This window comes from Demequina sediminis, from assembly GCF_039545075.1.
GTDB lineage: Bacteria > Actinomycetota > Actinomycetes > Actinomycetales > Demequinaceae > Demequina > Demequina sediminis.
Genome location: NZ_BAABRR010000008.1, coordinates 112,429 through 136,547, shown reverse-complemented (window position 1 = coordinate 136,547; position 24,119 = coordinate 112,429). Strand labels below are relative to the sequence as shown.

Annotated in this window: 24 protein-coding genes and 2 rRNA genes; 21 read left to right on the top strand and 5 right to left on the bottom strand. The window is 70.5% G+C overall.

Annotated features, from left to right (window positions below; translation table 11 throughout):
- Positions 1 to 115 (top strand): 23S ribosomal RNA (locus tag ABEA62_RS08960); the annotation flags it as partial.
- Positions 116 to 201: 86 nt separating this feature from the next.
- Positions 202 to 318, top strand: a 5S ribosomal RNA gene (rrf, locus tag ABEA62_RS08955).
- Between the two features lie 109 nt (positions 319 to 427).
- Here rrf and ABEA62_RS08950 read toward each other — a convergent pair.
- The 3 genes from ABEA62_RS08950 to ABEA62_RS08940 form a co-directional block, all read right to left on the bottom strand.
- Positions 428 to 973 carry an ATP/GTP-binding protein gene (locus ABEA62_RS08950; RefSeq protein ID WP_286216231.1) on the bottom strand — a complete coding sequence of 182 codons (546 nt, stop codon included), beginning with the start codon at positions 971 to 973 and terminating at the stop codon, positions 428 to 430.
- Between the two features lie 37 nt (positions 974 to 1,010).
- The gene (locus ABEA62_RS08945; protein ID WP_425558008.1) at positions 1,011 to 3,713 is read right to left on the bottom strand and encodes a DEAD/DEAH box helicase; all 2,703 of its coding nucleotides are present in this window, start codon (positions 3,711 to 3,713) and stop codon (positions 1,011 to 1,013) included.
- 101 nt (positions 3,714 to 3,814) lie between these two features.
- Entirely contained in the window at positions 3,815 to 5,323 is a 1,509-nt protein-coding gene (locus ABEA62_RS08940; RefSeq protein WP_286216230.1) for a hypothetical protein, read from the bottom strand.
- On the opposite strand from ABEA62_RS08940, the gene ABEA62_RS08935 reads away from it, so the two are divergent.
- Genes ABEA62_RS08935 through ABEA62_RS08890 form a run of 10 tightly spaced genes read left to right on the top strand, consistent with a single transcriptional unit; the run spans position 5,312 to position 15,003 of the window.
- Positions 5,312 to 6,022: a hypothetical protein gene (locus ABEA62_RS08935; RefSeq protein WP_286216229.1), complete on the top strand. Its 711-nt coding sequence runs from the start codon at positions 5,312 to 5,314 to the stop codon at positions 6,020 to 6,022. The two genes, ABEA62_RS08940 and ABEA62_RS08935, sit on opposite strands and share 12 nt — an antisense overlap.
- Entirely contained in the window at positions 6,019 to 7,029 is a 1,011-nt protein-coding gene (locus ABEA62_RS08930; RefSeq protein WP_286216228.1) for an HAD-IIA family hydrolase, read from the top strand. The genes ABEA62_RS08935 and ABEA62_RS08930 overlap by 4 nt, the downstream gene beginning before the upstream one ends.
- Before the next feature lie 2 nt (positions 7,030 to 7,031).
- The gene (locus ABEA62_RS08925) at positions 7,032 to 7,205 is read left to right on the top strand and encodes a hypothetical protein (RefSeq protein WP_286216227.1); all 174 of its coding nucleotides are present in this window, start codon (positions 7,032 to 7,034) and stop codon (positions 7,203 to 7,205) included.
- A 2-nt stretch (positions 7,206 to 7,207) separates the two neighbouring features.
- On the top strand, positions 7,208 to 8,029 hold the full coding sequence (locus ABEA62_RS08920; protein ID WP_286216226.1) for a TlyA family RNA methyltransferase: 822 nt from the start codon (positions 7,208 to 7,210) through the stop codon (positions 8,027 to 8,029).
- Positions 8,026 to 8,895 (top strand): NAD kinase, encoded by an 870-nt coding sequence (locus ABEA62_RS08915; RefSeq protein ID WP_286216225.1) that lies wholly within the window; start codon positions 8,026 to 8,028, stop codon positions 8,893 to 8,895. The genes ABEA62_RS08920 and ABEA62_RS08915 overlap by 4 nt, the downstream gene beginning before the upstream one ends.
- A 1-nt stretch (position 8,896) precedes the next feature.
- Positions 8,897 to 10,579, top strand: coding sequence for a DNA repair protein RecN (gene recN, locus ABEA62_RS08910; RefSeq protein WP_286216224.1), 1,683 nt, complete (start codon positions 8,897 to 8,899; stop codon positions 10,577 to 10,579).
- Positions 10,580 to 10,584: 5 nt separating this feature from the next.
- Positions 10,585 to 11,709, top strand: a complete 1,125-nt coding sequence (gene steA / locus ABEA62_RS08905) for a putative cytokinetic ring protein SteA (RefSeq protein WP_286216223.1) — start codon at positions 10,585 to 10,587, stop codon at positions 11,707 to 11,709.
- Positions 11,706 to 12,623, top strand: coding sequence for a copper transporter (locus ABEA62_RS08900; RefSeq protein WP_286216222.1), 918 nt, complete (start codon positions 11,706 to 11,708; stop codon positions 12,621 to 12,623). The genes steA and ABEA62_RS08900 overlap by 4 nt, the downstream gene beginning before the upstream one ends.
- Positions 12,620 to 14,377: a CTP synthase gene (gene pyrG, locus ABEA62_RS08895; RefSeq protein WP_425558010.1), complete on the top strand. Its 1,758-nt coding sequence runs from the start codon at positions 12,620 to 12,622 to the stop codon at positions 14,375 to 14,377. Before ABEA62_RS08900 ends, pyrG begins: the two co-directional genes overlap by 4 nt.
- Entirely contained in the window at positions 14,377 to 15,003 is a 627-nt protein-coding gene (locus ABEA62_RS08890) for an NUDIX domain-containing protein (RefSeq protein WP_286216219.1), read from the top strand. The genes pyrG and ABEA62_RS08890 overlap by 1 nt, the downstream gene beginning before the upstream one ends.
- An 18-nt stretch (positions 15,004 to 15,021) precedes the next feature.
- Here the strand turns inward: ABEA62_RS08890 and ABEA62_RS08885 are convergent, their stop codons facing one another.
- Positions 15,022 to 15,939, bottom strand: coding sequence for a COX15/CtaA family protein (locus ABEA62_RS08885; protein WP_286216218.1), 918 nt, complete (start codon positions 15,937 to 15,939; stop codon positions 15,022 to 15,024).
- Positions 15,940 to 16,118: 179 nt separating this feature from the next.
- Between ABEA62_RS08885 and ABEA62_RS08880 the strand changes: the two genes are divergently transcribed.
- The 9 genes from ABEA62_RS08880 to ABEA62_RS08840 are packed head-to-tail and all read left to right on the top strand — an operon-like array spanning position 16,119 to position 23,146.
- A complete protein-coding gene (locus ABEA62_RS08880) occupies positions 16,119 to 16,769 on the top strand; it encodes a helix-turn-helix transcriptional regulator (protein ID WP_345379699.1) in 651 nt (216 codons plus the stop codon).
- Complete coding sequence (gene sufB / locus ABEA62_RS08875) at positions 16,766 to 18,199, top strand: Fe-S cluster assembly protein SufB (protein ID WP_425558007.1); 1,434 nt, start codon at positions 16,766 to 16,768, stop codon at positions 18,197 to 18,199. Before ABEA62_RS08880 ends, sufB begins: the two co-directional genes overlap by 4 nt.
- On the top strand, positions 18,196 to 19,383 hold the full coding sequence (sufD, locus tag ABEA62_RS08870) for a Fe-S cluster assembly protein SufD (RefSeq protein ID WP_345379696.1): 1,188 nt from the start codon (positions 18,196 to 18,198) through the stop codon (positions 19,381 to 19,383). Before sufB ends, sufD begins: the two co-directional genes overlap by 4 nt.
- The gene (locus ABEA62_RS08865; RefSeq protein WP_286216214.1) at positions 19,376 to 19,729 is read left to right on the top strand and encodes a Rieske (2Fe-2S) protein; all 354 of its coding nucleotides are present in this window, start codon (positions 19,376 to 19,378) and stop codon (positions 19,727 to 19,729) included. Before sufD ends, ABEA62_RS08865 begins: the two co-directional genes overlap by 8 nt.
- A complete protein-coding gene (sufC, locus tag ABEA62_RS08860; protein WP_286216213.1) occupies positions 19,726 to 20,496 on the top strand; it encodes a Fe-S cluster assembly ATPase SufC in 771 nt (256 codons plus the stop codon). Before ABEA62_RS08865 ends, sufC begins: the two co-directional genes overlap by 4 nt.
- Before the next feature lie 3 nt (positions 20,497 to 20,499).
- Complete coding sequence (locus ABEA62_RS08855) at positions 20,500 to 21,768, top strand: aminotransferase class V-fold PLP-dependent enzyme (protein ID WP_286216212.1); 1,269 nt, start codon at positions 20,500 to 20,502, stop codon at positions 21,766 to 21,768.
- On the top strand, positions 21,765 to 22,265 hold the full coding sequence (gene sufU, locus ABEA62_RS08850) for a Fe-S cluster assembly sulfur transfer protein SufU (RefSeq protein ID WP_345379691.1): 501 nt from the start codon (positions 21,765 to 21,767) through the stop codon (positions 22,263 to 22,265). The genes ABEA62_RS08855 and sufU overlap by 4 nt, the downstream gene beginning before the upstream one ends.
- On the top strand, positions 22,262 to 22,591 hold the full coding sequence (locus ABEA62_RS08845) for a metal-sulfur cluster assembly factor (protein ID WP_286216211.1): 330 nt from the start codon (positions 22,262 to 22,264) through the stop codon (positions 22,589 to 22,591). The genes sufU and ABEA62_RS08845 overlap by 4 nt, the downstream gene beginning before the upstream one ends.
- Positions 22,592 to 22,594: 3 nt before the next feature.
- The gene (locus tag ABEA62_RS08840; RefSeq protein ID WP_345379688.1) at positions 22,595 to 23,146 is read left to right on the top strand and encodes a DUF1697 domain-containing protein; all 552 of its coding nucleotides are present in this window, start codon (positions 22,595 to 22,597) and stop codon (positions 23,144 to 23,146) included.
- Positions 23,147 to 23,167: 21 nt separating this feature from the next.
- Here ABEA62_RS08840 and ypfJ read toward each other — a convergent pair whose 3' ends face one another.
- The gene (ypfJ, locus tag ABEA62_RS08835; RefSeq protein WP_286216207.1) at positions 23,168 to 24,067 is read right to left on the bottom strand and encodes a KPN_02809 family neutral zinc metallopeptidase; all 900 of its coding nucleotides are present in this window, start codon (positions 24,065 to 24,067) and stop codon (positions 23,168 to 23,170) included.
- Positions 24,068 to 24,119 lie beyond the last annotated feature (52 nt).

Sequence of the window (24,119 nt, the reverse complement as noted above, 5' to 3'; positions counted from 1 at the left end):
TGGAACTTGTTCCGAGAGGCCCCCTATAGACCATGGGGTTGATAGGCCGGACGTGGAAGAGAGGACTAACGACTCTTGAAGCTGACCGGTACTAATAGGCCGATAACTTGACACACACTCAAGATTTCAAAAGTAATGCTACGCGTCCACTGTGCGGTTCCCGAGTAACGAACGGGAAACCATTCAATAACTCCATAAAGTTGCCGCAGCCATAGCGGGAGGGAAACGCCCGGCTCCATTCCGAACCCGGAAGCTAAGCCTCCCAGCGCCGATGGTACTGCACCCGCCAGGGTGTGGGAGAGTAGGTCGCTGCGGCACATACCTTCGAAAGACCCCCCACACCGTGGGGGGTCTTTCGCATACCCCCACACCGCATGTATGACATACGCACGCTCGGTCGAGGCGCAAAGCGGGCCCGGACGCTACGTCAGCGGGTGGAGAAGACCGCGGCCTCGAGTTGCTCGAGGCGCGCGTTCGGCGTCCCTGCGATCTCGATGACGCGTTCGCCCGCCAAGTCAGGATCGCCCGCGAACTCGACCAGCGAGTCGTTCATCGCGGCCCGAAGCTCAAGGTCCTCGTCATCCGACACGGAGATGGGGTCGTCGTCCTCAAGCGGCAGGAGCACAAGCAGGTCGATACGAGGGGCGATTATCCGCGCCACGTCGACAGCGCGCCGCACCGCAGCGCTCGAGCGCCCGCGTCTTGCGAGTGCGTTGAGCGCATCCAGGTAGGCGACGAAGTCGAGGGGACCGCGCTCGGAGATGAGGCGTGGGGGTGCGTCGGCGTCGCCGAGTCGCTCCGCGACGATTGCCAGTTGCGCCGCGAAGAGCGACGCGTCGAGTTCACTGAAGCGATCGTCATCGAGATCCTCGTAGGGATCGCCCATCATCTCGTACTCGGGGTGGCGGGCGGCGAATGCGCTGATGAGAGTGCTCTTCCCGCTGCCGTGCGTGCCGGAGACCACGATGCGCATGCGCCGACTCTACTGGTCGGCGCGACTCCGGACGCGGCTAGGCCTCTCCGACCTGGATGACCTCGAGCACGGGCTCTCCTGACTCGTCGCTCGCATCGAGGTCGACTCGGGCAACGATCGCCCAGTCGTGGTCGCCGGCCGGGTCGTCGATGACCTGGCGGACAATCCACGCGCGCGGCGGTAGTTCCGCGTGCTCGGCGGCCGCGAGGGCTGCGCGGACCCGTCCGTCCGCCGGATCACTGGTCTCGTCCACGAAGGTGAGCAATGCGGAGGCGCGTGCGTTGGGACCGATGCCCACGGCATCGTCTCCGTGCAGGTCGAACAGGGGAGCGAGGGCGTCTTCCCACGCAGCGCCGTCCCAGCCGGCCTCGCCGTCGAGAGCGGCGAGCGCGTCCCAGCGACGACGAGACGCGAGTTCGACCCTGCGGAACATGGCATTGCGGACCAGCCTGCGGAGGACCCGGGGATTGCCGCTCATGGGCCTCGCGGCGCCTGCACCGCCTGGTACCAGGTGCGGAGCGGCGGGATCGACGTCGTCCGCGATGTCGGCACCGGGATGGGAGAGCCGTTCCCACTCGTCGAGGAGTGAGGAGTCGGTGCCCCGCACCAGGGCGCCGAGCCACTCGGTAATCTCGCCCACGTCCTCGGTGCGATGGTCCTCCGGGACGGTCTGGCGAAGGGCGCGATATGCCTCGGTGAGGTACCGCAGCGCGATGCCCTCGGTGCGTTCGAGCCCATAGACCGAGATGAGATCACCGAAGGTCATGGCCTTCTCGAGCATGTCGCGCACCACTGACTTGGGCGAGAGCTCGGCGTCGAGCAGCCACGGGTTGGTACGCCGGTACATGACGAAGGCCGGTTCGAGGAGCTCCGCGAGCGGCCGGGGCCAGATGACGTCCTCGAGCGCCTCGAGACGCTCCTCGTACTCGAGTCCCTCGGCCTTCATGGCGGCGACCGCCTCGCCGCGGGCCTGGTATTGCTGCGCGAGCAGGATGTGGCGGGGATCGGACAGCGTCGACTCGATGACCGAGACCACGTCGAGCGCGTGCGTGGGACTCTCGACGTTGAGGAGGTCCATCGCCGCCAGCGCGAAGGGAGACAGCGGCTGGTTGAGCGCGAAGTCGCGGGGCACATCGACGGTGAGTCGCACCGTGGGACGCTCGCCTCGAGGATGGCTGACGTCGGGCACGCGTACCCGCTCGACCACGCCCGCGATCCGCAGCGAGCGGTAGATGCGCAGTGCCTGGCGCGCGTGTGCTGACCTCTGGGCCGGCGTCTCATGAACGCCAGCAAGGAGGGCCGCCATCGCGCGAACTGGATCCTCGGAGGGGCGGCCGTCCCGGGCATCGTCCCTGCCACGGGCGAGAATGTTGAGCACCATGGCGTGAGTCACGGTGAAGCTGGAGGTGAGGGGCTCCGGGGCGGAATCGCGGAGCCGCTCGAAGGTGGCGTCGGTCCAGTTGACCGCGCCGGCCGGCGCCTTCTTGCGCACGATCTTCTTGAGCTTGCGGGGGTCGTCCCCGGCCTTGGCGAGAGCGCGACGGTTCTCGATGACGTGGTCGGGCGCCATGACGATCACCTCGCCCTCGGTGTCGAAGCCGGCCCGGCCGGCTCGTCCCGCAATCTGATGGAACTCGCGCGCGGAGAGGTGGCGCATGCGCTCGCCGTCGTACTTCACGAGCGAGGTGAGCAGCACCGTCCGGATGGGCACGTTGATTCCGACGCCCAGCGTGTCCGTGCCGCACACGACCTTGAGCAGTCCCTGTTGGGTGAGGCGTTCGACGATGCGCCGGTACTTGGGGAGCATGCCGGCGTGATGGACGCCGATCCCCGCGCGCAGGAACTTGCTGAGCGTCTTGCCGAAGCCCGTGCCGAAGCGGATCCCGTCGAGTGCCGCGGCGATCGCGTCGCGCTCCGTGCGCGTCGCGACCTTCATGCTGAGGAGCGATTGCGCGCGCTCGACGGCATCCTTCTGCGTGAAGTGGACGATGTACACCGGCGCGCGTCCGGTCTCCACCAGCCGCTCGACCTCCTCGGTGAGGGGCTCGACGCAGTACTCAAAGGACAGCGGCACCGGCCGTTCCGCGCTGGTGACGGCCGCGACCGCGCGTGAGGTCCGACGCTCGAGGTCCTCGACGATCCATGCGGTGTCGCCGAGCGTCGCCGACATCAGCAGAAACTGGGCGTGCGGCAGTTCGAGAAGCGGCACCTGCCAGGCCCACCCGCGCTGAGGGTCGGAGTAGAAGTGGAACTCGTCCATCACGACCACCGCCGCGTCCGTCGCGGCGCCCTGGCGCAACGCAAGGTTGGCGAGGATCTCGGCGGTGCAACAGATGATGGGTGCGTCCGCGTTGACGGCGGAGTCGCCCGTCATCATGCCCACGTTCTCCGTGCCGAACATCTCAATCAGCGCGAAGAACTTCTCAGAGACCAGCGCCTTGAGCGGCGCGGTATAGAAGGTGCGGCCGCCCGTGCGGGAACGATGCGCGGCCAGGGCGGCGAAGTGGGCGCCGGCGGCGACGAGGGACTTCCCCGATCCGGTCGGGGTCGCGAGGATCACATGCGAGCCCGAGACGAGCTCGATCAGCGCTTCCTCCTGGTGCGGATACAATGGGAGGTCCCGTTCCGACGCCCACGCTGCAAACGCATCGAAAACTGCGTCTGGATCGGGTTCCGCACCGGGCGCCGTCTCGGGAAGGCGGGCGAGCAGGGTGGAGTCGGTGGAAGTCATCGCGTCCATTGTCTCGTGCCCGGACATCCCACGACGCCGCGACCGTGCGGAGGCCCTCGTACAGCCATCCGCAACACAGCGAATGTCCGTCCGAGGTGCGCAGAATTGGCTCAGACGTTTTCCATTGTGATCGGAGCAACATGACCAACGACCCGGACGAGCGCGACAAGCGCCGCGCGAACTACGATTCGCGACCCGGCATCAACCCGCGCAAGGACCGGGGCGCGCCTCGCCAGGATGGGCCGCGCGACGACCGTCCCCGGCGCTCGTTCGACGGTGACCGGGACAACCGTGGTCCCCGTCGCGATGGCGACCGCCCCCAGCGTTCCTTCGATGGCGATCGTGGTCCCCGTCGGGACGGTGACCGCCCCCAGCGTCAGTGGAGCAACGACCGTCCGCAGCGCTCCTTCGATGGTGATCGTGGACCTCGTCGCGATGGTGACCGCCCGCAGCGTTCGTTTAATGGTGACCGCGGTCCCCGTCGGGACGGTGACCGCCCCCAGCGTCAGTGGAGCAACGACCGTCCCCAGCGTTCGTTTGATGGTGACCGAGGACCTCGTCGGGACGGTGACCGCCCCCAGCGTCAGTGGAGCAACGACCGTCCGCAGCGCTCCTTCGATGGTGATCGTGGACCCCGCCGTGACGGTGACCGCCCCCAGCGTCAGTGGGACAACGATCGTCCGCGCCGTTCGTTCGACGGTGATCGGGACAACCGTGGTCCTCGTCGTGACGGTGACCGGCCGCAGCGTTCGCTTGATGGTGATCGTGGACCTCGTCGTGATGGTGATCGTCCGCAGCGTCAGTGGGACAACGATCGTCCGCGCCGCTCGTTCGACGGTGACCGGGACAACCGTGGTCCCCGCCGTGACGGCGACCGTCCGCAGCGCTCCTTCGATGGTGATCGTCCGCAGCGTCAGTGGGACAACGACCGTCCGCGCCGCTCGTTCGACGGTGACCGGGACAACCGTGGTCCCCGTCGCGATGGCGACCGCCCCCAGCGTTCGTTTGATGGTGATCGTGGCCCTCGTCGTGACGGTGATCGTCCGCAGCGTCAGTGGGACAACGACCGTCCGCGCCGCTCGTTCGACGGTGATCGCGACAACCGTGGTCCCCGCCGTGACGGCGACCGTCCGCAGCGCTCCTTCGATGGTGATCGTGGCCCTCGTCGTGACGGTGATCGTCCGCAGCGTCAGTGGGACAACGACCGTCCGCGCCGCTCGTTCGACGGTGATCGCGACAACCGTGGTCCCCGTCGCGATGGCGACCGCCCCCAGCGTTCGTTTGATGGTGACCGTGGTCCCCGTCGGGACGGTGACCGCCCCCAGCGTCAGTGGGACAACGACCGTCCGCGCCGCTCGTTCGACGGTGATCGCGATAACCGCGGTCCCCGCGGCCCCCGCGGCCCCCGCCAGGGCAGCCACCACGCGGAGCGCGCGGGACGCGAGCGCGAGGGCTTCGAGGAGCGCACCCCGAACGTCGCGGGCATCCCGCTCACGCGATCGCAGTCGATTGAGGTCCCGGAGATCCCCGAGGAGATTACCTACAGCCAGCTCGACAAGGCCGTCCGCGCGCGCCTGCGCACGCTGAGCAAGGACAACGCCGAGGACGTGGGCCTGCACCTGATCATGGCCGGCAACCTCATCGACACCGACCCCGAGCTGGCGTACCGGCACGCGCAGGTCGCCGCCCAGCGCGGTGGCCGCGTCGACGTGGTGCGCGAGGCCGTGGCGCTCACCGCGTACGCGACCGATCGGTACGCGGAGGCACTGCGCGAGTTCCGCACCGTGCGGCGACTCGGCGGTGCCATCGAGCACCTCCCGCTGATGGCGGACTGTGAGCGTGGACTGGGCCGCCCGGAGCGCGCCCTGGCCATCTCCGAGGAGCCAGACGCGAAGGCCCTCCCCGCGGACTCCGCGGTCGAGATGCAGATCGTGGTCGCGGGCGCTCGCCTCGACATGGGCGACGCCGAGGCCGCGCTGCTGGTCCTCACCCGCATCGAGACCAAGAACGCCGAACTCGCCGTCCGGGTCGACGAGGCCCGTGTCGCGGTGCTCCGCGCCCTGGGTCGCGACGCCGAGGCCGACGAACTCGAGGCGTCCATCCCCGAGCCCGTCGAGGAGGAAATCGAGGAGGACGTGGTGTTGTACGACACCGCGGAGCTCCCCGACCCCGAGCCCGACGAGGACGAGCCCGACGAGGACGACCTTGGGGACGATGCCGAGGCTGGCTTCGACGACGAGGACGACCTCCACGAGGCGGAGGATGACGAGCAGACCGACGACGAGGCGGGGGATCCTGCCGAGGAGGACCACCGATGACGGCAGGGCTCTCGGGCACCACCGCCCCGCTGCAGGAGACGTTCGACGTCGCGCTTGTCGACCTCGATGGGGTCGCCTACAAGGGCGCGCACGCGATTCCGACGGCGCCTCCCGCGCTCGAGGAGGCGCGACGCGCCGGCATGGCGGTGCTGTTCGTCACGAACAACGCGTCCCGCGAGCCCGAGACCGTCGCCGAGCACCTCAGCGACCTGGGCATCCCGTGTGCTCCCGGCGAGGTCATGACGGCCGCGCAGGCGGGAGCGGAGTTGCTCGCCGATCACGTCCCGGCTGGGCAGAAGGTGCTGGTCATCGGAGGCGCGGGCCTTCACACGGCCGTGGCCGCCAAGGGGCATGTGATCGTGGACAGCGCGAACGACCACCCCGTCGCGGTGATCCAGGGCTTCGCCCCGGACCTCGCGTGGAAGGACTTCGCGGAGGCCGTCTACGCGATCAACGCGGGTGCGCGCTACTTCGCGACCAACCTGGACCTCACGCTCCCCACCGAGCGCGGCATGGCGCCGGGCAACGGCTCGCTCGTGAGCGTGGTGCGGACCGCGACCGGCGTCACGCCGTTGTCCGCGGGCAAGCCCGAGCCCGAGATGTTCCACCTTGCGGCACGCAAGGCGGGTGCCTCGCGGCCGCTCATGATCGGCGACCGCCTCGACACGGACCTCAAGGGCGCCCGCGCGGCGAACATGCCGGGCCTGCTGGTGCTCACGGGCGTCTCGAGCGCGCGCGACGCGATCCTCGCGGTTCCCGAGGAGCGGCCGGCCTTCATCGGTGCGGATCTCAGCACGCTCGAGGACATCCACCCGGAGCCGCAGTTGGTCGACCACTGGTGGCACGTGGGAGAGGCAAGGGCGCGCGTCACCGAGCGTCACCTGGTGGTGGACGGCGGCGAGCCGCTCGACCGCATCCGCGCCGCATGCGCCGCGGCGTGGGCGGCCGTCGATGCCGGCGAGAGCATCGATGTTGAGACCCTTCCGCACTTCGGAGTAGCCTCGTGAGCATGGCTGACATCAACGAGTCCCGAGAGTCGCTGGGCCAGGTCGAGTATCCGTCGGAGGTCAGGGAAGCCCTCAAGGCGGTCACCGAGCTCCCCGACGACCTGGACCAGCAGGCCGAGTTCTTCGACAAGGTCCAGGAGGCCCTCTCGACGCGTCTTCGCGACGAGCCGCGCTGACCATGCGGCTGGACCGCGCGCTCGTCGCGCGCGGGCTGGCGAGGTCGCGCACTCACGCGCAGGCGCTTATCGACGCCGGCGACGTCACCGTCGCCGGCATTGTCGTCTCCAAGCCCGCACATGAGGTGGGGGACGATGCCGTGGTCACCGTGGCATCGTCCGATTCCTACGTCTCCCGCGCGGCCCACAAGCTGGCCGGCGCGCTCGACTCCTGCCCGGAGCTTTCCGTGGAGGGAAGGCTCGCGCTCGACGTGGGCGCCTCGACGGGCGGCTTCACGCAGGTGCTGCTCCAGCGGGGCGCGCGTCGCGTCCACGCGATCGACGTGGGTCACGGCCAGCTCGCCCCGTCGATCGCCGGTGACCCTCGCGTGGTCGCGGTCGAGGGTCTCAACGCGCGCGAGCTGACTCCCGCGCACCTGGGCGGCGACACGCCGGACCTGGTGGTCGCGGACGTGTCGTTCATCTCGCTCACCCTGCTGGTCGATCCGCTCGTGCGCACGTGCGCCGAGGACGCGGACCTGCTGCTGATGGTCAAGCCGCAGTTCGAGGTCGGCCGCGAACGGCTCGGCAAGGGCGGAGTCGTGACCCGCCCCCAGGACCGCGCGCGAGCGGTCGCCGCGGTCGCCGCCTCGCTGCGGACCGCGGGGCTCGACCTTCATCGCGTCGCCCGCTCACCGCTGCCCGGTCCTCACGGCAACGTGGAGTTCTTCGTGTGGGCCTCGCGGACGTGGCAGGCTAGGGACCGCGGTCGCGAGCGGCCGCAGCCGTTGACAGAATCCCTCGTCAACGCGGCAATCGAGGAGCAGACGGGAGGAAGACCATGACGCGCAGGATCTTGATCGTGGCGAACCCCCACCGTCCCGAGACCCTCGAGGCCGCCGTGCTGGCCGCCTCCGCCCTCGAGGCCGAGGGCGTGAGCGTCTGCCACGACTTCCACCGCGGTATCGACAAGCCGATCGACGCGGCCTTGGTGCTGGGAGGCGACGGGACGATGCTCCACGCGGCCGACATGACCCGCGGCACCGGCATCGCCCTCCTGGGGGTCAACCTGGGCCGCGTGGGATTCCTCGCGGAGCTCGAGCGGGACGACGTCGCTCACGCCGCGCGCCGCCTCGCGCAGGGCGACTACGAGGTCGAGGAGCGCGGCACGATCGACGTGACCGTCACGGCGCCGGACGGCACCGTGAGCACCGGCTGGGCCGTCAACGAGGCCGCCGTCGAGCGCGCGAACCTGCGCACCACCGTCGAGGTAGCCCTCGACATCGATAATCGCCCGCTGTCGACCTTCGGGTGTGACGGCGTGGTGATCGCGACGTCGACGGGATCCACGGCCCACGCGTTCAGCGCCGGCGGGCCCGTCCTGTGGCCCGACGTCGACGCCCTCCTCGTGGTGCCCCTCGCGGCGCATGCGCTGTTCTCCAGGCCGCTCGTGGTGAGCCCCGACTCCACGGTCGCGGTGGAGATCCTCGAGCGCTCGGCGAGCGACGGACAGGTGGTGCTCGACGGAGCGCGCGCGATCGACGTCGCCAAGGGCGGCAGGGTCGAGGTGCGCAGGGGAGCGCAGACGGTGCGGCTCGCGCGCATGTCCGACGCCCCCTTCAGCGAGCGGCTGGTGAAGAAGTTCTCGCTGCCGGTCGACGGGTTCAGGGGCGAGCGCGGATCCGGCGCCGAGCGAGGCGCGGGGATCTGACGTGCTGTACGAGCTCGCCATCGAGAACCTGGGCGTGATCGAATCGGCCCGCGTCGAGCTGGGTCCCGGACTCACCTGCGTCACGGGCGAGACCGGCGCGGGCAAGACGATGGTGCTCACGGGTCTCGGTCTCATCACGGGGTCGAAGTCCGTGCCTGCCGCGGTGCGCACGGGCGCCGACGCGGCACTGGCCGAGGCCGTGGTCGACGTCGAGCCGGACTCGTGGGCCGCGCGGCGCCTCGACGAGGCGGGCGCGACCATCGACGAGGACGGCACGGTCATTGTGGCCCGCACCGTGGGCGCGACCACGCGCTCGCGCACGGTGATCGGGGGCAGGACCGTCCCCCAGGCGGTGTTGGCCGAGGTCGCGGAGCACTGGGTGACGGTCCACGGTCAGAGCGACCAGGCGCGACTGCGCTCCGCGGCGGAGCAGCGCGCGATCCTCGATGGCTTCGCGGGCAACGGGGATCTCCGCGCGGTCTACGCTCACGCGTGGCAGGAGTGGCGCGCGGCGCGCGAGGACCTTGCCGCGATGGAGTCGGGCGCCGAGGCCGCGCGGCTCGAGGCCGCCCGCATGCGCGACGACCTTGCCGCGATCGAGCAGGTGGATCCGCAGGAGGGCGAGGACGCCGCGCTCGCCGCCCAGATCGAGGTGCTCGAGCACTCCGAGGCCGTGCGGGCGGGAGTGGCGGGCGCGCGCGAGGCGATCGACGGCGACGCGGAGGTCACGCTCGTGGTCGCGGTGGAGGCCGCGCGCAGGGCACTCGCGGAGGCGGCGCGTCACGACCCCGCGCTGGCCGACCTCGAGAAGCGGCTCGCCGACGTCGCGTACGGCGCCGCGGACGTGGGCCACGAGCTCTCGTCCTATCTGGACCGGATGGATGCCGACCCCGCGCGGCTGGGCGCGCTCCAGCAGCGCCGCGCGGAGCTCGGTGCACTCATGAGGCGTATCGGCACGGACCTGGACGGCGTCTTCGCCTACCGGGAGCGTGCCGCCGCGGCGGTGGCGCAGGACGACTCGTGGGACCAGACGCTCGAGGCACGCAGGGCCGCGGAACAGTCGGCGGCCGCGGCCGTGGCGCGCGTCGCGGCGGACCTTACCGCGAGCCGTCGCGAGGCCGCGGAGCGCCTCGCGGCCGACGTCAACGCGGAGCTCGCGGGGCTCGCGATGGCAGACGCGACCTTCGCGGTGAGCGTCGAGAGTGGCGAACCGCGGGCCTCGGGCGCCGATGACGTCGCGATGACGCTCGCCGCGCACCCCGGAGCTCCCGCGCGCCCCGTCGCCGAGGCGGCCTCGGGCGGCGAACTGTCGCGCATCATGCTCGCGATCGAGGTGTCTCTCGCGCGGCACGCGGTCACTCCTGGCCACACGTTCGTGTTCGACGAGGTCGACGCGGGCGTGGGCGGGCGGGCCGCGATCGCCGTCGGGAGGCGTCTCGCGGAGCTCGCCCGCACGCATCAGGTGTTGGTCGTCACTCATCTGGCCCAGGTGGCGGCGCACGCCGATCGCCACGTGGTGGTCGCCAAGGCCACCGACGGCACGGTGACCCGCGCGCAGGTCCACGAGGTCGCCGGCGAGGACCGCGTCGAGGAGCTCGCGCGTCTCCTGTCGGGCCACGAGGACTCGACCACCGCACTCGCCCACGCACGTGAGCTGCTGGAGGCGTCGCGCGTGGCACCATAGCGGCCATGACAGCCGCCCCGATCACGGGTCCCGCACGCGTGGACCGCTCGCCGCTCGCCCTCGCGAGACGGTTGCGGCCGGGAGACATCGCCGTGATCGACGCGCCGGACCTGGACCGCGGGACCGCCACGGTCCTCGCGGCGCGCCGTCCCGGCGCGGTGGTCAACGCGAGCGCGTCCCTGGCCGGGAGGCTCCCGACGACGGGCGCGTTGATGCTGCTCGAGGCGGGGATCGCGGTGATCGATCAGGCGGGTCCCACGGTGATGACGGTGCGTGACGGCGCCCGCGCGTCCGTCGAGGGCGGCGCACTGGCCGTCGACGGACGCGAGGTGGCGACGGGCGCCGCGCTCGACGTCGAGCAGGTGCGAGGACGCGTGCAGGCGGCCGGCGAGGACCTCCACGTGCACGTGGCGTCCTTCACCGCGACCGCGCTGGACCTGCTGGGTAGCGACGCGGGCGTGCTCCTGGACGGCGACGGGCTGCCGCCGCTGCGCATTCCCGTCGAGGGCCGTGCCGTCGTGGTGGTCACCCCGCGCTTCGCGGGCGCCTCTCCCGCCCTGACGCGGTTCGCGCGCGAGCGACGCCCGGTCGTGATCGGCGTGGGCGAGGGCGCCAATGCCGCGCGTGCCGCCGGACTGGTGCCGCGCATCGTCGTGGGGAACATCGACGCCGTCGACGAGGACCTGCTGCGCCGCGCCGTGCAGGTCGTGGTGCACGATCCCGACGGCCGCGAGGCCGGCACGGCGCGCGCGCAGGCGATGGGCCTCGCGCACGACTCGTGCGAGGCGGTGCTCGCGAGCGAGGACGTGGCGCTGCTCGCGGCTCATGCCGCGGGAGCGGAAGTGGTCGTCATCGCGGGCGGTCGCGGCGAGGTGCTCGACTACGTCGAGGACCGCTCGACGGCCGGCGCCGGGGCGTTGCTCGCGCGACTGGTCGCCGGCGGCGTCGTGGTGGACGCCGCCGCGCTGCCCGCCGTGTATCGCCCTCGCTACAGCGCGTGGACGGCGTGGGGTGCGCTCGGTCTCGCGGCTCTTGCGCTCGCGCTTGCGGTGTGGGGCACACCCGAGGGGCGCGACGCCCTCACGGCGGCGTGGGAGTGGCTCTCCGCCACGCTGGGAGGGGCACGATGACGGACCTGAGGACGCGGATCCTCGCGCTGGCGGCGACGCTCGCGCTGCTCGCGATCGGGATCGTGCTCGGATCGGGGCCGCTGCGCTCGGCATTGCTCGGGCAGACCGGCGACCGGATCGCGACCCTCGAGGCGGAGCTCGCGCAGGCCGAGGACGCGACGGCCGTCGCCGCCGCACGCGCGGATCGCGCGGCCGCCTTTGTTGCGGGCACCGCGCCCGCCGCGCTCGACGGGCTCCTGCAGGGGCGCACCGTGCTGGTCGTGGTCGCGCCCGGCGCAGGGGACGATGCCGTGGCGCAGATTTCTGACAGCGTCGCCCTCGCGGGAGGAACGTCCGCGGGGCCGGTGGGCCTGGGAGATGCGTGGGACGAGGACGACTCGGCGGCGTTCCGCGCGGCCCTTGTCGACCAGGTCGAGCCGACCCTCGTGGGGGTGACCGCCACGGATCCTACCGAGGTGCTCGCGCACGCCTTCGTGCAAGGAGCCACGGGTGCCGCGCCGTCCGGATCGGATCTTGGAGAAGTTGATGCCGGGGGAGCGGACAGGGGTGCGGTGCTGTGGGACCTCTTGAACCAGGCGGGTCTCGCGCAGGGTGAGCGGGTCGACGCGGTGGGCAACCTCGGTCCCGACGCGGTCGTGATCATCGCGGGCGACGAGGACTCCACGGCAACGCTGGTGCGTGCATTTGCCTCGTACGATGCTCCCGTGACCGTCGCGGGAAGCCCCGCCGACACCGCGCCCGCTGCCGCCCGGACGGACGTCGCGACCGTGGCATCGTCCCAATGGGAGATGGGTGCGGTCGCCACCGTCGCGACCGTCGCGCAGACCCTCCTGGGGGCCTTTCCCGACCTCGCCGATGGCGACATTCCGGAGTCGCTCAGCGCGTTGGGCGCGCCAGCGACCTCCAGCGACTGATAGGCTCGAAGCCCGTGGAGCGAACGCGATTCTCGTCCGGAACGGACCATGTCACCCGTCACATCTTCGTCACAGGGGGCGTGGTTTCCTCCCTCGGGAAGGGCCTGACGGCGTCCAGCCTCGGCCGGCTTCTGCGGTCACGCGGCCTCCGCGTGACCATGCAGAAGCTCGACCCTTATCTCAACGTGGACCCGGGCACCATGAACCCGTTCCAGCACGGCGAGGTGTTCGTGACGGACGACGGTGCCGAGACTGACCTCGACATCGGTCACTACGAGCGCTTCCTCGACGTCGAGCTGTCCGCGGCCTCGAACGTCACCACCGGCCAGGTGTATTCGCAGGTGATCGCGAAGGAGCGCCGCGGCGAGTACCTGGGCGACACCGTCCAGGTGATCCCGCACATTACGGATGAGATCAAGCGCCGCATGCGCTCTCAGGCCGGCCCCAACGTGGACGTCATCATCACCGAGATCGGCGGCACCGTGGGCGACATCGAGTCGCAGCCGTTCCTCGAGGCAGCGCGCCAGGTGCGTCACGACGTGGGCCGCGACAACGTCTTCTTCCTGCACGTCTCGCTCGTGCCGTTCATCGGCCCGTCCGGCGAGCAGAAGACCAAGCCCACGCAGCACTCCGTGGCCGCGCTCCGGTCGATCGGCATCCAGCCCGACGCCCTCGTGCTGCGCTCGGACCGCGAGGTGCCGACCTCGGTGAAGAACAAGGTTGCGCTCATGTGCGACGTCGACTCCGCCGCGGTGGTCAACGCGATCGACGCCCCCAGCATCTACGACATCCCCAAGGTGCTGCACTCCGAGGGCCTCGACGCATACGTGGTGCGCCGCCTCGACCTGCCGTTCCACGACGTCGAGTGGGGCGCATGGAACGACGTCCTCAAGCGCGTGCACAAGCCCGCGAAGGACGTCGAAATCGCCCTGGTGGGCAAGTACATCGACCTGCCGGACGCCTACCTGTCCGTGAGCGAGGCGCTGCGCGCGGGCGGCTTCCACCACAACGCACGCGTCCGCATCCGCTGGGTGGCCTCGGACCGATGCCAGACCCCCGAGGGCGCGCAGGAGGCGCTGGGCGGCGTGGACGGCGTGCTCGTGCCGGGCGGCTTCGGCGTCCGCGGCGTCGACGGCAAGATCGGCGCGTGGCGCTGGGCGCGCGAGAACAAGGTGCCCACGCTGGGCATCTGCCTGGGCCTGCAGACGATGGTGATGGAGTACGCCCGCAACGTGCTGGGCCTCGAGGGCGCCTCGAGCTCCGAGTTCGATCCGGACACGCCGCACCCCGTGGTCGCGACCATGGAGGAGCAGCTCGAGATTGTCGACGGCAAGGGCGACCTGGGCGGCACCATGCGCCTGGGCGAGTACCAGGCCGTCCTCAAGCCTGGATCGGTGGTCGCGGAGACCTACGGCCTCACCACCGTGGGCGAGCGTCACCGCCACCGCTACGAGGTCAACAACGCGTACCGTGCCCAGCTCGAGGAGGCCGGACTGATCGTGTCGGGGGAGAGCCCCGACCGTTCGCTGGTCGAGTTCGTCGAGCTACCGCGCGACGTCCACCCGTACTACGTCGCGACGCAGGCACACCCCGAGTTCCGTTCGCGCCCCACCAAGGCACACCCGCTGTTCGCGGGGCTCATCGCCGCCGCGGTGGTGCGTCAGGCGGAGGTCGCCTCACACGAGGGCGCACCGGTGGATGCCGAGTCTCGCTCGACCGAGTCCGGCGCGGCCGAGGCCGTCACCCCCGCCTGATGCTCGAGGACGTCCAGGCCGACAGGCCCGTGGTCGCGTCCACCGTGGCCTTCGCGGGCAAGGTGTGGGACGTGCGATCGGACCGCGTCGACCTGGGCGACCAGCGCATCGTCCAACGGGACTACCTTCACCACACGGGCGCCGTCGCCATAATCGCCCTCAACGAGGACGGGGAGATCTACCTGGTGCGTCAGTACCGCCACCCCGTGCGTCGCGAGTGCTGGGAGCCGCCGGCCGGGCTCACCGACGTGCGCGGCGAGTCTCCCGTGGACGCCGCCGCGCGCGAGCTTCACGAGGAGGCTGACCTGGTGGCAGCCCGGTGGGACGTGCTCGTGGACTTCTATGCGACGCCGGGCGGGTCCTCGGAGGGGATCCGGGTGTTCCTCGCCCGCGACCTGTCGCCGGTGCCGGAGCACGAGCGTCACGTCCGCGAGGACGAGGAGCGGGACATGGAGGGCCGGTGGGTCGCGCTCGACCAGGTGCTCGAGGCGATCGACGCCGGGTCCGTGGGCTCGCCGACCCTGGTGGCCGGTGCGTTGGCGCTCGAGAGGGCGCGACGGTCCGGCTGGTCGACCCTGCGTCCGGCCGGCTCTCCCTGGCGCAAGCCGCCGTCGCTGCTCGACTGAGCGGCGTGGCTGGGGCTGCTACGCGGGCTGCTCGGCCCTCGTGAGCCGGAACATCGCGGAGTGCGCGGCCGTCAACACCGCAGCGCCGAGCAGGTGAAGCCCGACCACCACCTCGGGCAGGCCCGTGAAGTACTGCACGTATCCGATCACGCCCTGAGCGAGCGTGACGGCCACCAGGACCTTCCATGAGAGCCGTGCCTCGTCACGGTCCCCGGCGCTCACGTCGCGGCGAATCCGCCAGCCGATCCACGCCAGCAGCGCGACGAACGCCCACACGGTGAGTGCGTGCGCGCGTGCGATCTGGGCGGGGTCGAGCGCGAGCCTCTCGGTGGCGTCCGCGTCACCCGAGTGCGGCCCCGCACCGGTGGTGAGGGCGCCCAACACCATGAGAACCACGAGCAGCGCGAGCGAGAGCCATCGCTCGACGCGCAGCGGCGCGCCCACGCGGCCCACGGCGCCGCGGTAGCGCAGCGCGAACCAGACCGAGTACCAGACCAGCGCCAGGCTCAGCAGCATGTGCGGCGCCACCACGAGCGGGTGGAGGTCCACCAGCACGGTGATCCCGCCCACGACCGCCTGGCCCAGCACGCCCAGGGTGGGCACGAGGCCCAGCCACTTGAGTTCGGGACGCGTGCGCCACACCGCGACGGCCATCGCCACCGCGACAATGAGCAGCACGAACGTCAACAGGCGGTTGCCGAACTCGATGTACGGGTGCAGGGAGCTCGCGTCGAAGGCGGCGGGGGTGAAGCTGCCTGGCTCGCACTGCGGCCACGTCGAGCATCCCAGTCCCGAGCCGGTGAGCCGCACCGCGCCGCCGGTCACGATGATCCCAGCCTGGGTCGCGATGTTCGCGAGCGTGAGCTTGCGCGCCAGGCGGTAGGCAAGGCCGTGGTTCGCGGGTGCAGTGGCGTGCTGGGTGGTCTCGCTTGTCACCCGGTCATCCTATGTGGGGACGATGCCCGTGCTGGCCCCGGACCCCACCACGCCGCGCACGCATGCGCGGGTGGGTAAGGCTCGCCTTGCTTGCGGGGAAGGGAATCGGCAACAAGAATGTTCCTAATTCGCTGAGCATCGTCAACCCGGCTCCCCAACCATCCTGACGAGGAGGATCCATGTCCGCGGACACCACGCGCGATCGCGTTCTTAGCCTCATCGCCACGGCCGGTCCCATCACGGCCGCCGCGCTCGCATCGGACCTGGGTGTGACGGCGGCCGGCGTGCGCCGGCACCTCACCGCCCTCGAGGAGGCCGGGCACATCGTCGACCACGAGCCCCCCGGCAGCCACGTGCGCGGGCGCGGGCGCCCCGCCCGTTCCTTTGTCGCCACCTCCGAGGGCCAGCGCGCACTGACGTCCGCGTATCGCGGCGTCGCAGTCGACGCGATGGACCTGCTGCGTGACCTGGGCGGACTCGAGAGGTTTGTCGAGGAGAAGGCCCGCGAACTCGAGCAGCAGTTGCTGCCCTCGCTCGACAAGGACGCTCCCATGGACCGCAAGGTCGCGGCGCTCGCGACCGCGCTGGGCGCCAAGGGATTCGCGGCATCGGTCCGTCCCGGACCCGGCGGCATCACCGTCCAGCTGTGCCAGGGTCACTGCCCCGTGCAGGCCCTCGCGGAGAACAGCCCCGAATGGTGCGAGGCGGAGGCCCGCGCCTTCTCGCGCCTTCTCGACGTCCACGTGCAGCGCCTGTCGACCCTGGCGGGCGGCGCCCACGTGTGCACCACGACCATTCCGCTCGCCACCCCCACCCGGAAGGAAGGATGAGCATGAGTGCTCCCACTGAGCCCATGACGCAGGACGAGGCCATCGCCTCGATCGGCAACTACCAGTTCGGATGGCACGACTCGGACACGGCAGGCGCGATCGCGAAGCGCGGCCTCAACGAGGACGTCGTCCGCGAGATCTCGGCGCTGAAGAACGAGCCCGAGTGGATGCTCGAGACCCGTCTCAAGGGCCTTCGCCTGTTCGGCAAGAAGCCGATGCCGCAGTGGGGCTCTGACCTCACGGGAATCGACTTCGACAACATCAAGTACTTCGTGCGCTCGACGGAGAAGCAGGCCACCAGCTGGGAGGACCTGCCCGAGGACATCAAGAACACGTACGACCGCCTGGGCATCCCCGAGGCCGAGAAGCAGCGCCTGGTCGCCGGCGTCGCCGCGCAGTACGAGTCCGAGGTCGTCTACCACCAGATCCGCGAGGACCTGGAGGAGCAGGGCGTCATCTTCCTCGACACGGACACCGCGCTGCGCGAGCACCCGGAGCTGTTCGAGGAGTACTTCGGCACCGTCATCCCGACCGGCGACAACAAGTTCGCGGCGCTCAACACCGCCGTGTGGTCCGGTGGATCGTTCGTCTACGTGCCGCCGGGCGTGCACGTCGAGATCCCGCTGCAGGCCTACTTCCGCATCAACACGGAGAACATGGGCCAGTTCGAGCGGACGCTGATCATCGCCGACGAGGGCTCGTACGTCCACTATGTCGAGGGCTGCACCGCGCCCATCTACAGCTCGGATTCCCTGCACTCCGCGGTGGTCGAGATCATCGTGAAGAAGAACGCGCGCGTGCGTTACACGACCATCCAGAACTGGTCGAACAACGTCTACAACCTGGTGACCAAGCGCGCCACGGCCGCCGAGGGCGCCACCATGGAGTGGGTCGACGGCAACATCGGCTCGAAGGTCACCATGAAGTACCCGGCGATCTTCATGCTGGGTGAGCACGCACGCGGGGAGACGCTCTCGATCGCGTTCGCGGGCGAGGGCCAGCACCAGGACGCCGGCGCCAAGATGGTCCACGCCGCCCCCAACACCTCGAGCTCGATCGTCTCCAAGTCGGTCGCGCGCGGCGGCGGACGCACGTCCTACCGCGGGCTGGTTCAGGTGCTCGAGGGTGCCAAGAACTCGAAGTCCAACGTGCTGTGCGACGCGCTGCTGGTGGACCAGATCTCCCGCTCCGACACCTACCCGTACGTCGATGTCCGCGAGGACGACGTCCACATGGGCCACGAGGCGACCGTCTCGAAGGTGTCCGAGGACCAGCTCTTCTACCTCATGTCCCGCGGGCTCGACGAGTCGGAGGCCATGGCCATGATCGTGCGCGGGTTCGTCGAGCCCATCGCGCGCGAGCTGCCCATGGAGTACGCCCTCGAGCTCAACCGCCTCATCGAGCTCCAGATGGAAGGATCCGTCGGTTGACCCTCACCGATCACACCCAGGCCACCGCTGACGCGGCCCATTCCCACGGCATCGTCCCCGACGCCTCGCGCGCGGACCGCCCCACGTCCTTCGACGTGGAGGCGTTCCCCCTGCCCACGGGGCGCGAGGAGAACTGGCGGTTCTCGCCCGTGCGCGAGCTCGCGCCGCTTTTCGCGGACGAGCCCGCCGCCGGCCACCTCGCGTGGACCACGAGCGAGCTGCCGGCGGGAGTCTCCCTCACCCAGGTGAGTGAGGACGATGCCCGCACCAGGACCGTGCGCGCGCCCGGCGACCGTGCCTCGGCCGTCGCGGTCAAGCACGCGGGCGGCGCCATGGCGCTGACCTTTGCGGCGAACACCGTCGTCGACGAGCCCATCACGATCGACCTCGAGGGCACCGGCGGCGACGTTCGCGGCCACCTGCTCATCGAGGTCGGCACCTCCGCCGAGGCGACCGTGGTCATCACCCGCACCGGCACCGCCCGCTACTCGGAGCTGGTCTCCGTCGACCTGGCGGACAACGCGAGCCTCAACCTGGTGCTCATTCAGCAGTGGGATGCCGATGCCATCCACGCTGGCGAGGTGCTCGCCCGCCTGGGACGCGACGCGCGCCTGCGCGGCACCGTCGCGACGCTCGGCGGCAAGGTCGTGCGCCTCAACACCTCCGCGGCCTTCGCGGGGGAGGGCGCCTCGGTCGACCTGTTCGGGCTGTACTTCGCGGATTCCGGCCAGCACCAGGAGCACCAGCTGTTCGTGGACCACGCGGTGCCGCACTGCACGTCGCGCGTGACGTACAAGGGCGCGCTCGCCGGCGCGACCGCACGCTCCGTGTGGATCGGTGACGTGCTCATCCGCGCGGCCGCCGAGGGCACGGACACGTACGAGCTCAACCGCAACCTGGTGCTCACGGACGGCGCCCGCGCCGACTCGGTTCCGAACCTTGAGATCGAGACCGGCGAGATCGCCGGCGCGGGTCACGCCTCGGCGACCGGGCGCTTCGACGAGGAGCAGATGTTCTACCTGCGCTCGCGCGGAATCTCCGAGGACCAGGCCCGCAAGCTCGTGGTGCGCGGCTTCTTTGCCGACCTCATCAGGGAGATCGGCGTGCCCGCCGTCGAGTCGAGCCTGCTGAACCAGATCGACAGCGAGCTCGCCCACGTCGAAGAGGTGATCGAGCATGAGTGAGCAGTTCGCGTGCGACCTCGCCGACCTCGCGCCGGGCACCGCCCGCCAGGCATTGCTCACGGTCGCGTCGGGCGAGGAGATCCCCGTCGCGGTGGTGCGCACCGACGACGGCGAGGTGTACGCGATCGGCGACATCTGCACCCACGGCGAGGTCTCGCTCTCGGAGGGCGAGGTCGAGGGCTGCGAGATCGAGTGCTGGGCGCACGGCGCCCGCTTCGATGTGCGCACCGGCGCCGCCACCGAGCTGCCGGCCATGTCGCCGGTCAAGGCCTACCCCACCCGAGTCGACGGCGAGCGTGTGCTCGTGGATGTCGACGCCCCCATTCTTACCAAGGAGAACGCATGACCACCGCGCCCCAGCACACCCTGGAGATCCGCAATCTCCACGTCACTGTCGAGACCCCCGAGGGCGTCAAGGAGATCCTCAAGGGTGTCGACCTGACCATCCGTTCGGGTGAGACCCACGCCATCATGGGCCCCAACGGCTCGGGCAAGTCGACCCTCGCGTACTCGATCGCCGGTCACCCCAAGTACACGATCACCGAGGGCTCCGTCACGCTGGACGGCGAGGACGTCCTCGAGATGAGCGTCGACGAGCGCGCCAAGGCGGGCCTGTTCCTCGCGATGCAGTACCCCGTCGAGGTGCCCGGCGTCTCGGTGTCCAACTTCCTGCGCACCGCAAAGACCGCGATCGACGGCGAGGCCCCCAAGCTGCGCACGTGGGTCAAGGACGTCCGCGGCGCCATGGAGAACCTCCGCATGGACCCCGCATTCGGCGAGCGCGGCGTCAACGAGGGCTTCTCCGGCGGCGAGAAGAAGCGCCACGAGATCCTGCAGATGGAGCTCCTCCAGCCCAAGATCGCCATCCTCGACGAGACCGACTCGGGCCTCGACGTCGACGCGCTGCGCATCGTCTCCGAGGGCGTCAACCGCGCCAAGGAGACCACGGGACTGGGCGTCATGCTCATCACCCACTACACGCGCATCCTGGGCTACATCAAGCCCGACTACGTCCACGTGTTCGTGAACGGCCGCGTCGCGGAGGAGGGCGGCCCCGAGCTCGCCGACCGCCTCGAGGCCGAGGGCTACGACCGCTACCTGGCGGACGCGTAATCCATGCTTCCCGACCTCCGCGGTGACTTCCCGCTCCTCGCCCGCACGGTGAGGAACGGGAAGTCGCTCGTGTACCTCGACTCGGCGGCGACCTCGCAGAAGCCGCTCGCCGTGCTCGAGGCCGAGTCCGCCTTCTATCGCGAGCACAACGGCGCCGTCGCACGCGGCGCCCACCTGCTCGCGGAGGAGGCGACCGAGGCCTTCGAGTCCGCGCGCGGCGACGTGGCGCGGTTCGTGGGTGCGCCCGCGGAGGAGATCGTGTGGACCTCGGGCGCCACGGGCGGCATCAACCTCATCGCGAACGGGATCGGACTCGCATCCGTCGGCGCGGGCGGCACCGCCGCGGCGCCGTTCAGGATCGGCCCCGGCGATGAGATCGTCATCACCGAGGCCGAGCACCACGCGAACCTCATCCCGTGGCAGCAGCTCGCGGCCCGCACGGGAGCCACGCTCAGGTGGCTTCCGGTGGACGACTCCGGGGTGCTGAGGATGGACACGCTCGCCGATGTCGTGGGCGAGCGGGCGAGGATCGTCGCCTTCACGCACGCGAGCAACGTGACGGGCGCCGTGACCGACGTCGCGGCGATCGTGGCGCGGGCCCGCGAGGTGGGCGCGCTCACCGTGCTCGACGCGTGCCAGAGCGTCCCGCACCTGCCGGTCGACGTGACCGGGCTGGGCGTCGACTTCGCGGTGTTCTCCGGCCACAAGATGCTGGGTCCCACGGGAGTGGGCGCGCTGTGGGGTCGCAAGGCACTGCTGGATGCGCTGCCCCCGTCGATCTTCGGCGGTAGCGCGATCCGCGTGGTCACCATGGAGGAGACCACGTGGCTCGACGCCCCGCAGCGCTTCGAGCCCGGCACTCAGCCCGTCGCTCAGGCCGTGGGCATGGCGGCCGCCGCACGCTACCTCGCGGACCTGGGAATGGACCGCGTGGCGGCGCATGAGGCGCACCTGGCGGGCATCCTGCGGGCCGCGGTGACCGAGATCCCCGGCGTGCGGCTGCTGGGCCCCGCGGCGGACTCGGGTGCCGAGGTCCTGGGCCTCGCGGCTGTCGCGGTCGACGGCGTCCACGCCCACGACGTGGGTCAGGTGCTCGACGATCGCGGCGTCACGGTGCGCGTGGGACACCACTGCGCCCAGCCTTTGCATCGCCGCCTGGGACTCACCGGATCCACGCGCGCCTCGGCGCACGTCTACACCACCGAGGACGACATCCACGCGTTCGTCGACGCGTTGGCCGCCGTCCGCAGCTTCTTCGGAGTGAGCGCATGAGCACCCTCGAACAGATGTATCAGCAGGTCATCATGGACCACGCGCGCGAGGCGCACGGTCGTGGCCTCATCACGATCGACGCCGCCGGCACCGGCGAGTCGCACCAGCTCAACACCACGTGCGGTGACGAGGTCACGCTGCGCGTGGGCGTCGACGGCGACACGGTGTCCGCCATCGCATGGGAGGGCCACGGCTGCTCGATCTCGCAGGCCTCGGTCTCCGTACTCGCGGAGCTCCTGCAGGGGGAGTCGCTCGCGACCGCCGACGAGACCATCGAGGCATTCCGCGCCCTCATGCAGTCCAAGGGCGAACACCTCGACGAGGAGCGTGAGGACCTCTTGGGAGACGCCACCGCGTTTGTCGGAGTCGGCAAGTATCCTGCACGCATTAAGTGCGCGCTGCTGGGCTGGATGGCCCTGCGGGACGCACTGGCCCAGGCGCGAGCGGCATCGTCCGCTGGCGCCGCCCCCGAAGTTTCCGAAGGAGGACAGGCATGACAGAGAACGCCACCGCGCCGGCCAACGCCGCGGATGTCGAGGAGGCGCTGCGCGACGTCATCGACCCCGAGCTGGGCATCAACGTGGTCGACCTGGGACTCGTGTATGGCGTGATGCTCGACGAGAACCGCCACGCAGTCATCGACATGACGCTCACGTCCGCGGCCTGCCCGCTGACGGACGTCATCGAGGACCAGACCTCGCAGGCGCTCGACGGGCTCGTCGACGGCTTCCGCATCAACTGGGTGTGGATGCCGCCGTGGGGCCCCGACAAGATCACCGACGACGGCCGCGAGCAGTTGCGGGCACTCGGCTTCAACGTCTGAGCCGTGACCCCGGCCACTCACGTCGCGCTCATCCGCGGCATCAACGTGGGCGGCCACAACATCGTGCCCATGGCGCAGCTGAGGGAGTCCCTCGCGGCACGTAGGCTCGACGGCGTACGCACCTACATCCAGTCCGGAAACGTCTTCTTTGGCGCGCCAGGACTCGATGAGATCGCCGCGGCCGAGGCCGTCGAGGCGGTACTGGCCGAGGACTTCTCGGTCGACACCGTGGTGGTCGCGGCCGCCGCCGACTCCCTGCGCGCCGTGGTCGCGACCGCGCCCGCAGGCTTTGGCGGCGAGCCCGACCTCTACCACTACGACGTCGCCTTCCTCCGCCCGGGCGTCTCCAGCGAGGAGGCGCGCGCGGCGTTCGGCATCCGCGAGGGCGTCGACTCCGCGTGGGCGGGGGAGAGGGCCGTCTACTTCCGCCGCCTCAGCGCGCAGCGCACCAAGAGCCGCATGTCGACCGTGATGGCGACGCCGTTCTATCGCGTGATGACCATCCGCAACTGGCGCACGACGACACGGCTCGCGCAGATGCTCGACGAGCACTGAGGACGTCGCCCCGCGGCTCACCTATCCCGCGAGTACCCCGAACGCGTCGCACTGGGCGATGTCGCCCGTGTCGTAGCCGGTCATGAACGAGTCACGCCGCTGCTCGGCCGTGCCGTGCGTGAAGGTGTGCGGGTTGGCCTCCCCCTGGACCGCCTCCTGAATGCGGTCGTCACCCACGGCCTCCGCGGCGGAGACGGCGTCCGCGACATCCGCGGCCGTGAGCGGCTCGAGGAACGGCGTGCCCGACGCGTCGGGTACGGTCGCCGCGTGGCTCGCCCACACGCCGGCGAGGCAGTCCGCCATGAGCTCGACCTTGACGGAGTCCGAGTCCGCCCCCGCGCCCGAGCGGTCCGCGATCTCAAACACCCCCATCTGGTTCTGCAGGTGGTGGCCGTATTCGTGCGCCATGACGTACATCTGCGCGAGCGGTCCGCCCGACGCCCCGAACTGGCTCTCGAGCACGTCGAAGAACGCGACGTCGAGGTAGATGGTCTGGTCGGGAGGGCAGTAGAAGGGCCCCGTCGAGGACGATGCCGTGCCACAGCCCGACTGCGCGCTTGCCTCGAAGAGGGTCACGCCGGGGAACTCGAGCTCGAAGCCCGCGGCGGGCAGGGCGTCGACCCAGTACGCGTCGAGGGAGTTGACGGCGCCCACCATGCGGCAGTCGGTGTACTCGTTGGCGTCCGCGCCCGTCTGGCAACGCGTTGCGAGGTCGCCCTGGGCGGTCTCGTCGACGGGTGCCTCGCCCACGCCGCCCATGAGTGCGTCCAGGTCACCGGGGTTACCGCCCAGGAACATCACCAGCAGGACCAGCGCGAGTCCGCCGAGTCCGCCGCCGACGGCGATGCCTCCCGCGCGTCGGCCGCGCCCGCCTGCCCGCACGCGCCCGGGGTCGAGCCGTGCGCCGTCATCGAAGGACATGAGTTACCTCCCGTGGTGGCTCCAGGCTAGCGCGCGCCCAGCCCGTGGCGGT

Bases quoted from the DNA above. Each gene is read 5' to 3' on its own strand.
- sufU (WP_345379691.1), top strand. From the start codon at position 21,765: ATGAGCACCCTCGAACAGATGTATCAGCAGGTCATCATGGACCACGCG.
- ABEA62_RS08880 (WP_345379699.1), top strand. From the start codon at position 16,119: ATGTCCGCGGACACCACGCGCGATCGCGTTCTTAGCCTCATCGCCACG.
- ABEA62_RS08890 (WP_286216219.1), top strand. From the start codon at position 14,377: ATGCTCGAGGACGTCCAGGCCGACAGGCCCGTGGTCGCGTCCACCGTG.
- ABEA62_RS08855 (WP_286216212.1), top strand. From the start codon at position 20,500: ATGCTTCCCGACCTCCGCGGTGACTTCCCGCTCCTCGCCCGCACGGTG.
- ABEA62_RS08920 (WP_286216226.1), top strand. From the start codon at position 7,208: ATGCGGCTGGACCGCGCGCTCGTCGCGCGCGGGCTGGCGAGGTCGCGC.
- ABEA62_RS08930 (WP_286216228.1), top strand. From the start codon at position 6,019: ATGACGGCAGGGCTCTCGGGCACCACCGCCCCGCTGCAGGAGACGTTC.
- ABEA62_RS08915 (WP_286216225.1), top strand. From the start codon at position 8,026: ATGACGCGCAGGATCTTGATCGTGGCGAACCCCCACCGTCCCGAGACC.
- sufC (WP_286216213.1), top strand. From the start codon at position 19,726: ATGACCACCGCGCCCCAGCACACCCTGGAGATCCGCAATCTCCACGTC.
- ABEA62_RS08950 (WP_286216231.1), bottom strand. From the start codon at position 973: ATGCGCATCGTGGTCTCCGGCACGCACGGCAGCGGGAAGAGCACTCTC.
- steA (WP_286216223.1), top strand. From the start codon at position 10,585: ATGACAGCCGCCCCGATCACGGGTCCCGCACGCGTGGACCGCTCGCCG.
- ABEA62_RS08925 (WP_286216227.1), top strand. From the start codon at position 7,032: ATGGCTGACATCAACGAGTCCCGAGAGTCGCTGGGCCAGGTCGAGTAT.
- ypfJ (WP_286216207.1), bottom strand. From the start codon at position 24,067: ATGTCCTTCGATGACGGCGCACGGCTCGACCCCGGGCGCGTGCGGGCA.
- ABEA62_RS08865 (WP_286216214.1), top strand. From the start codon at position 19,376: ATGAGTGAGCAGTTCGCGTGCGACCTCGCCGACCTCGCGCCGGGCACC.
- ABEA62_RS08845 (WP_286216211.1), top strand. From the start codon at position 22,262: ATGACAGAGAACGCCACCGCGCCGGCCAACGCCGCGGATGTCGAGGAG.
- ABEA62_RS08900 (WP_286216222.1), top strand. From the start codon at position 11,706: ATGACGGACCTGAGGACGCGGATCCTCGCGCTGGCGGCGACGCTCGCG.
- sufB (WP_425558007.1), top strand. From the start codon at position 16,766: ATGAGCATGAGTGCTCCCACTGAGCCCATGACGCAGGACGAGGCCATC.
- ABEA62_RS08945 (WP_425558008.1), bottom strand. From the start codon at position 3,713: ATGGACGCGATGACTTCCACCGACTCCACCCTGCTCGCCCGCCTTCCC.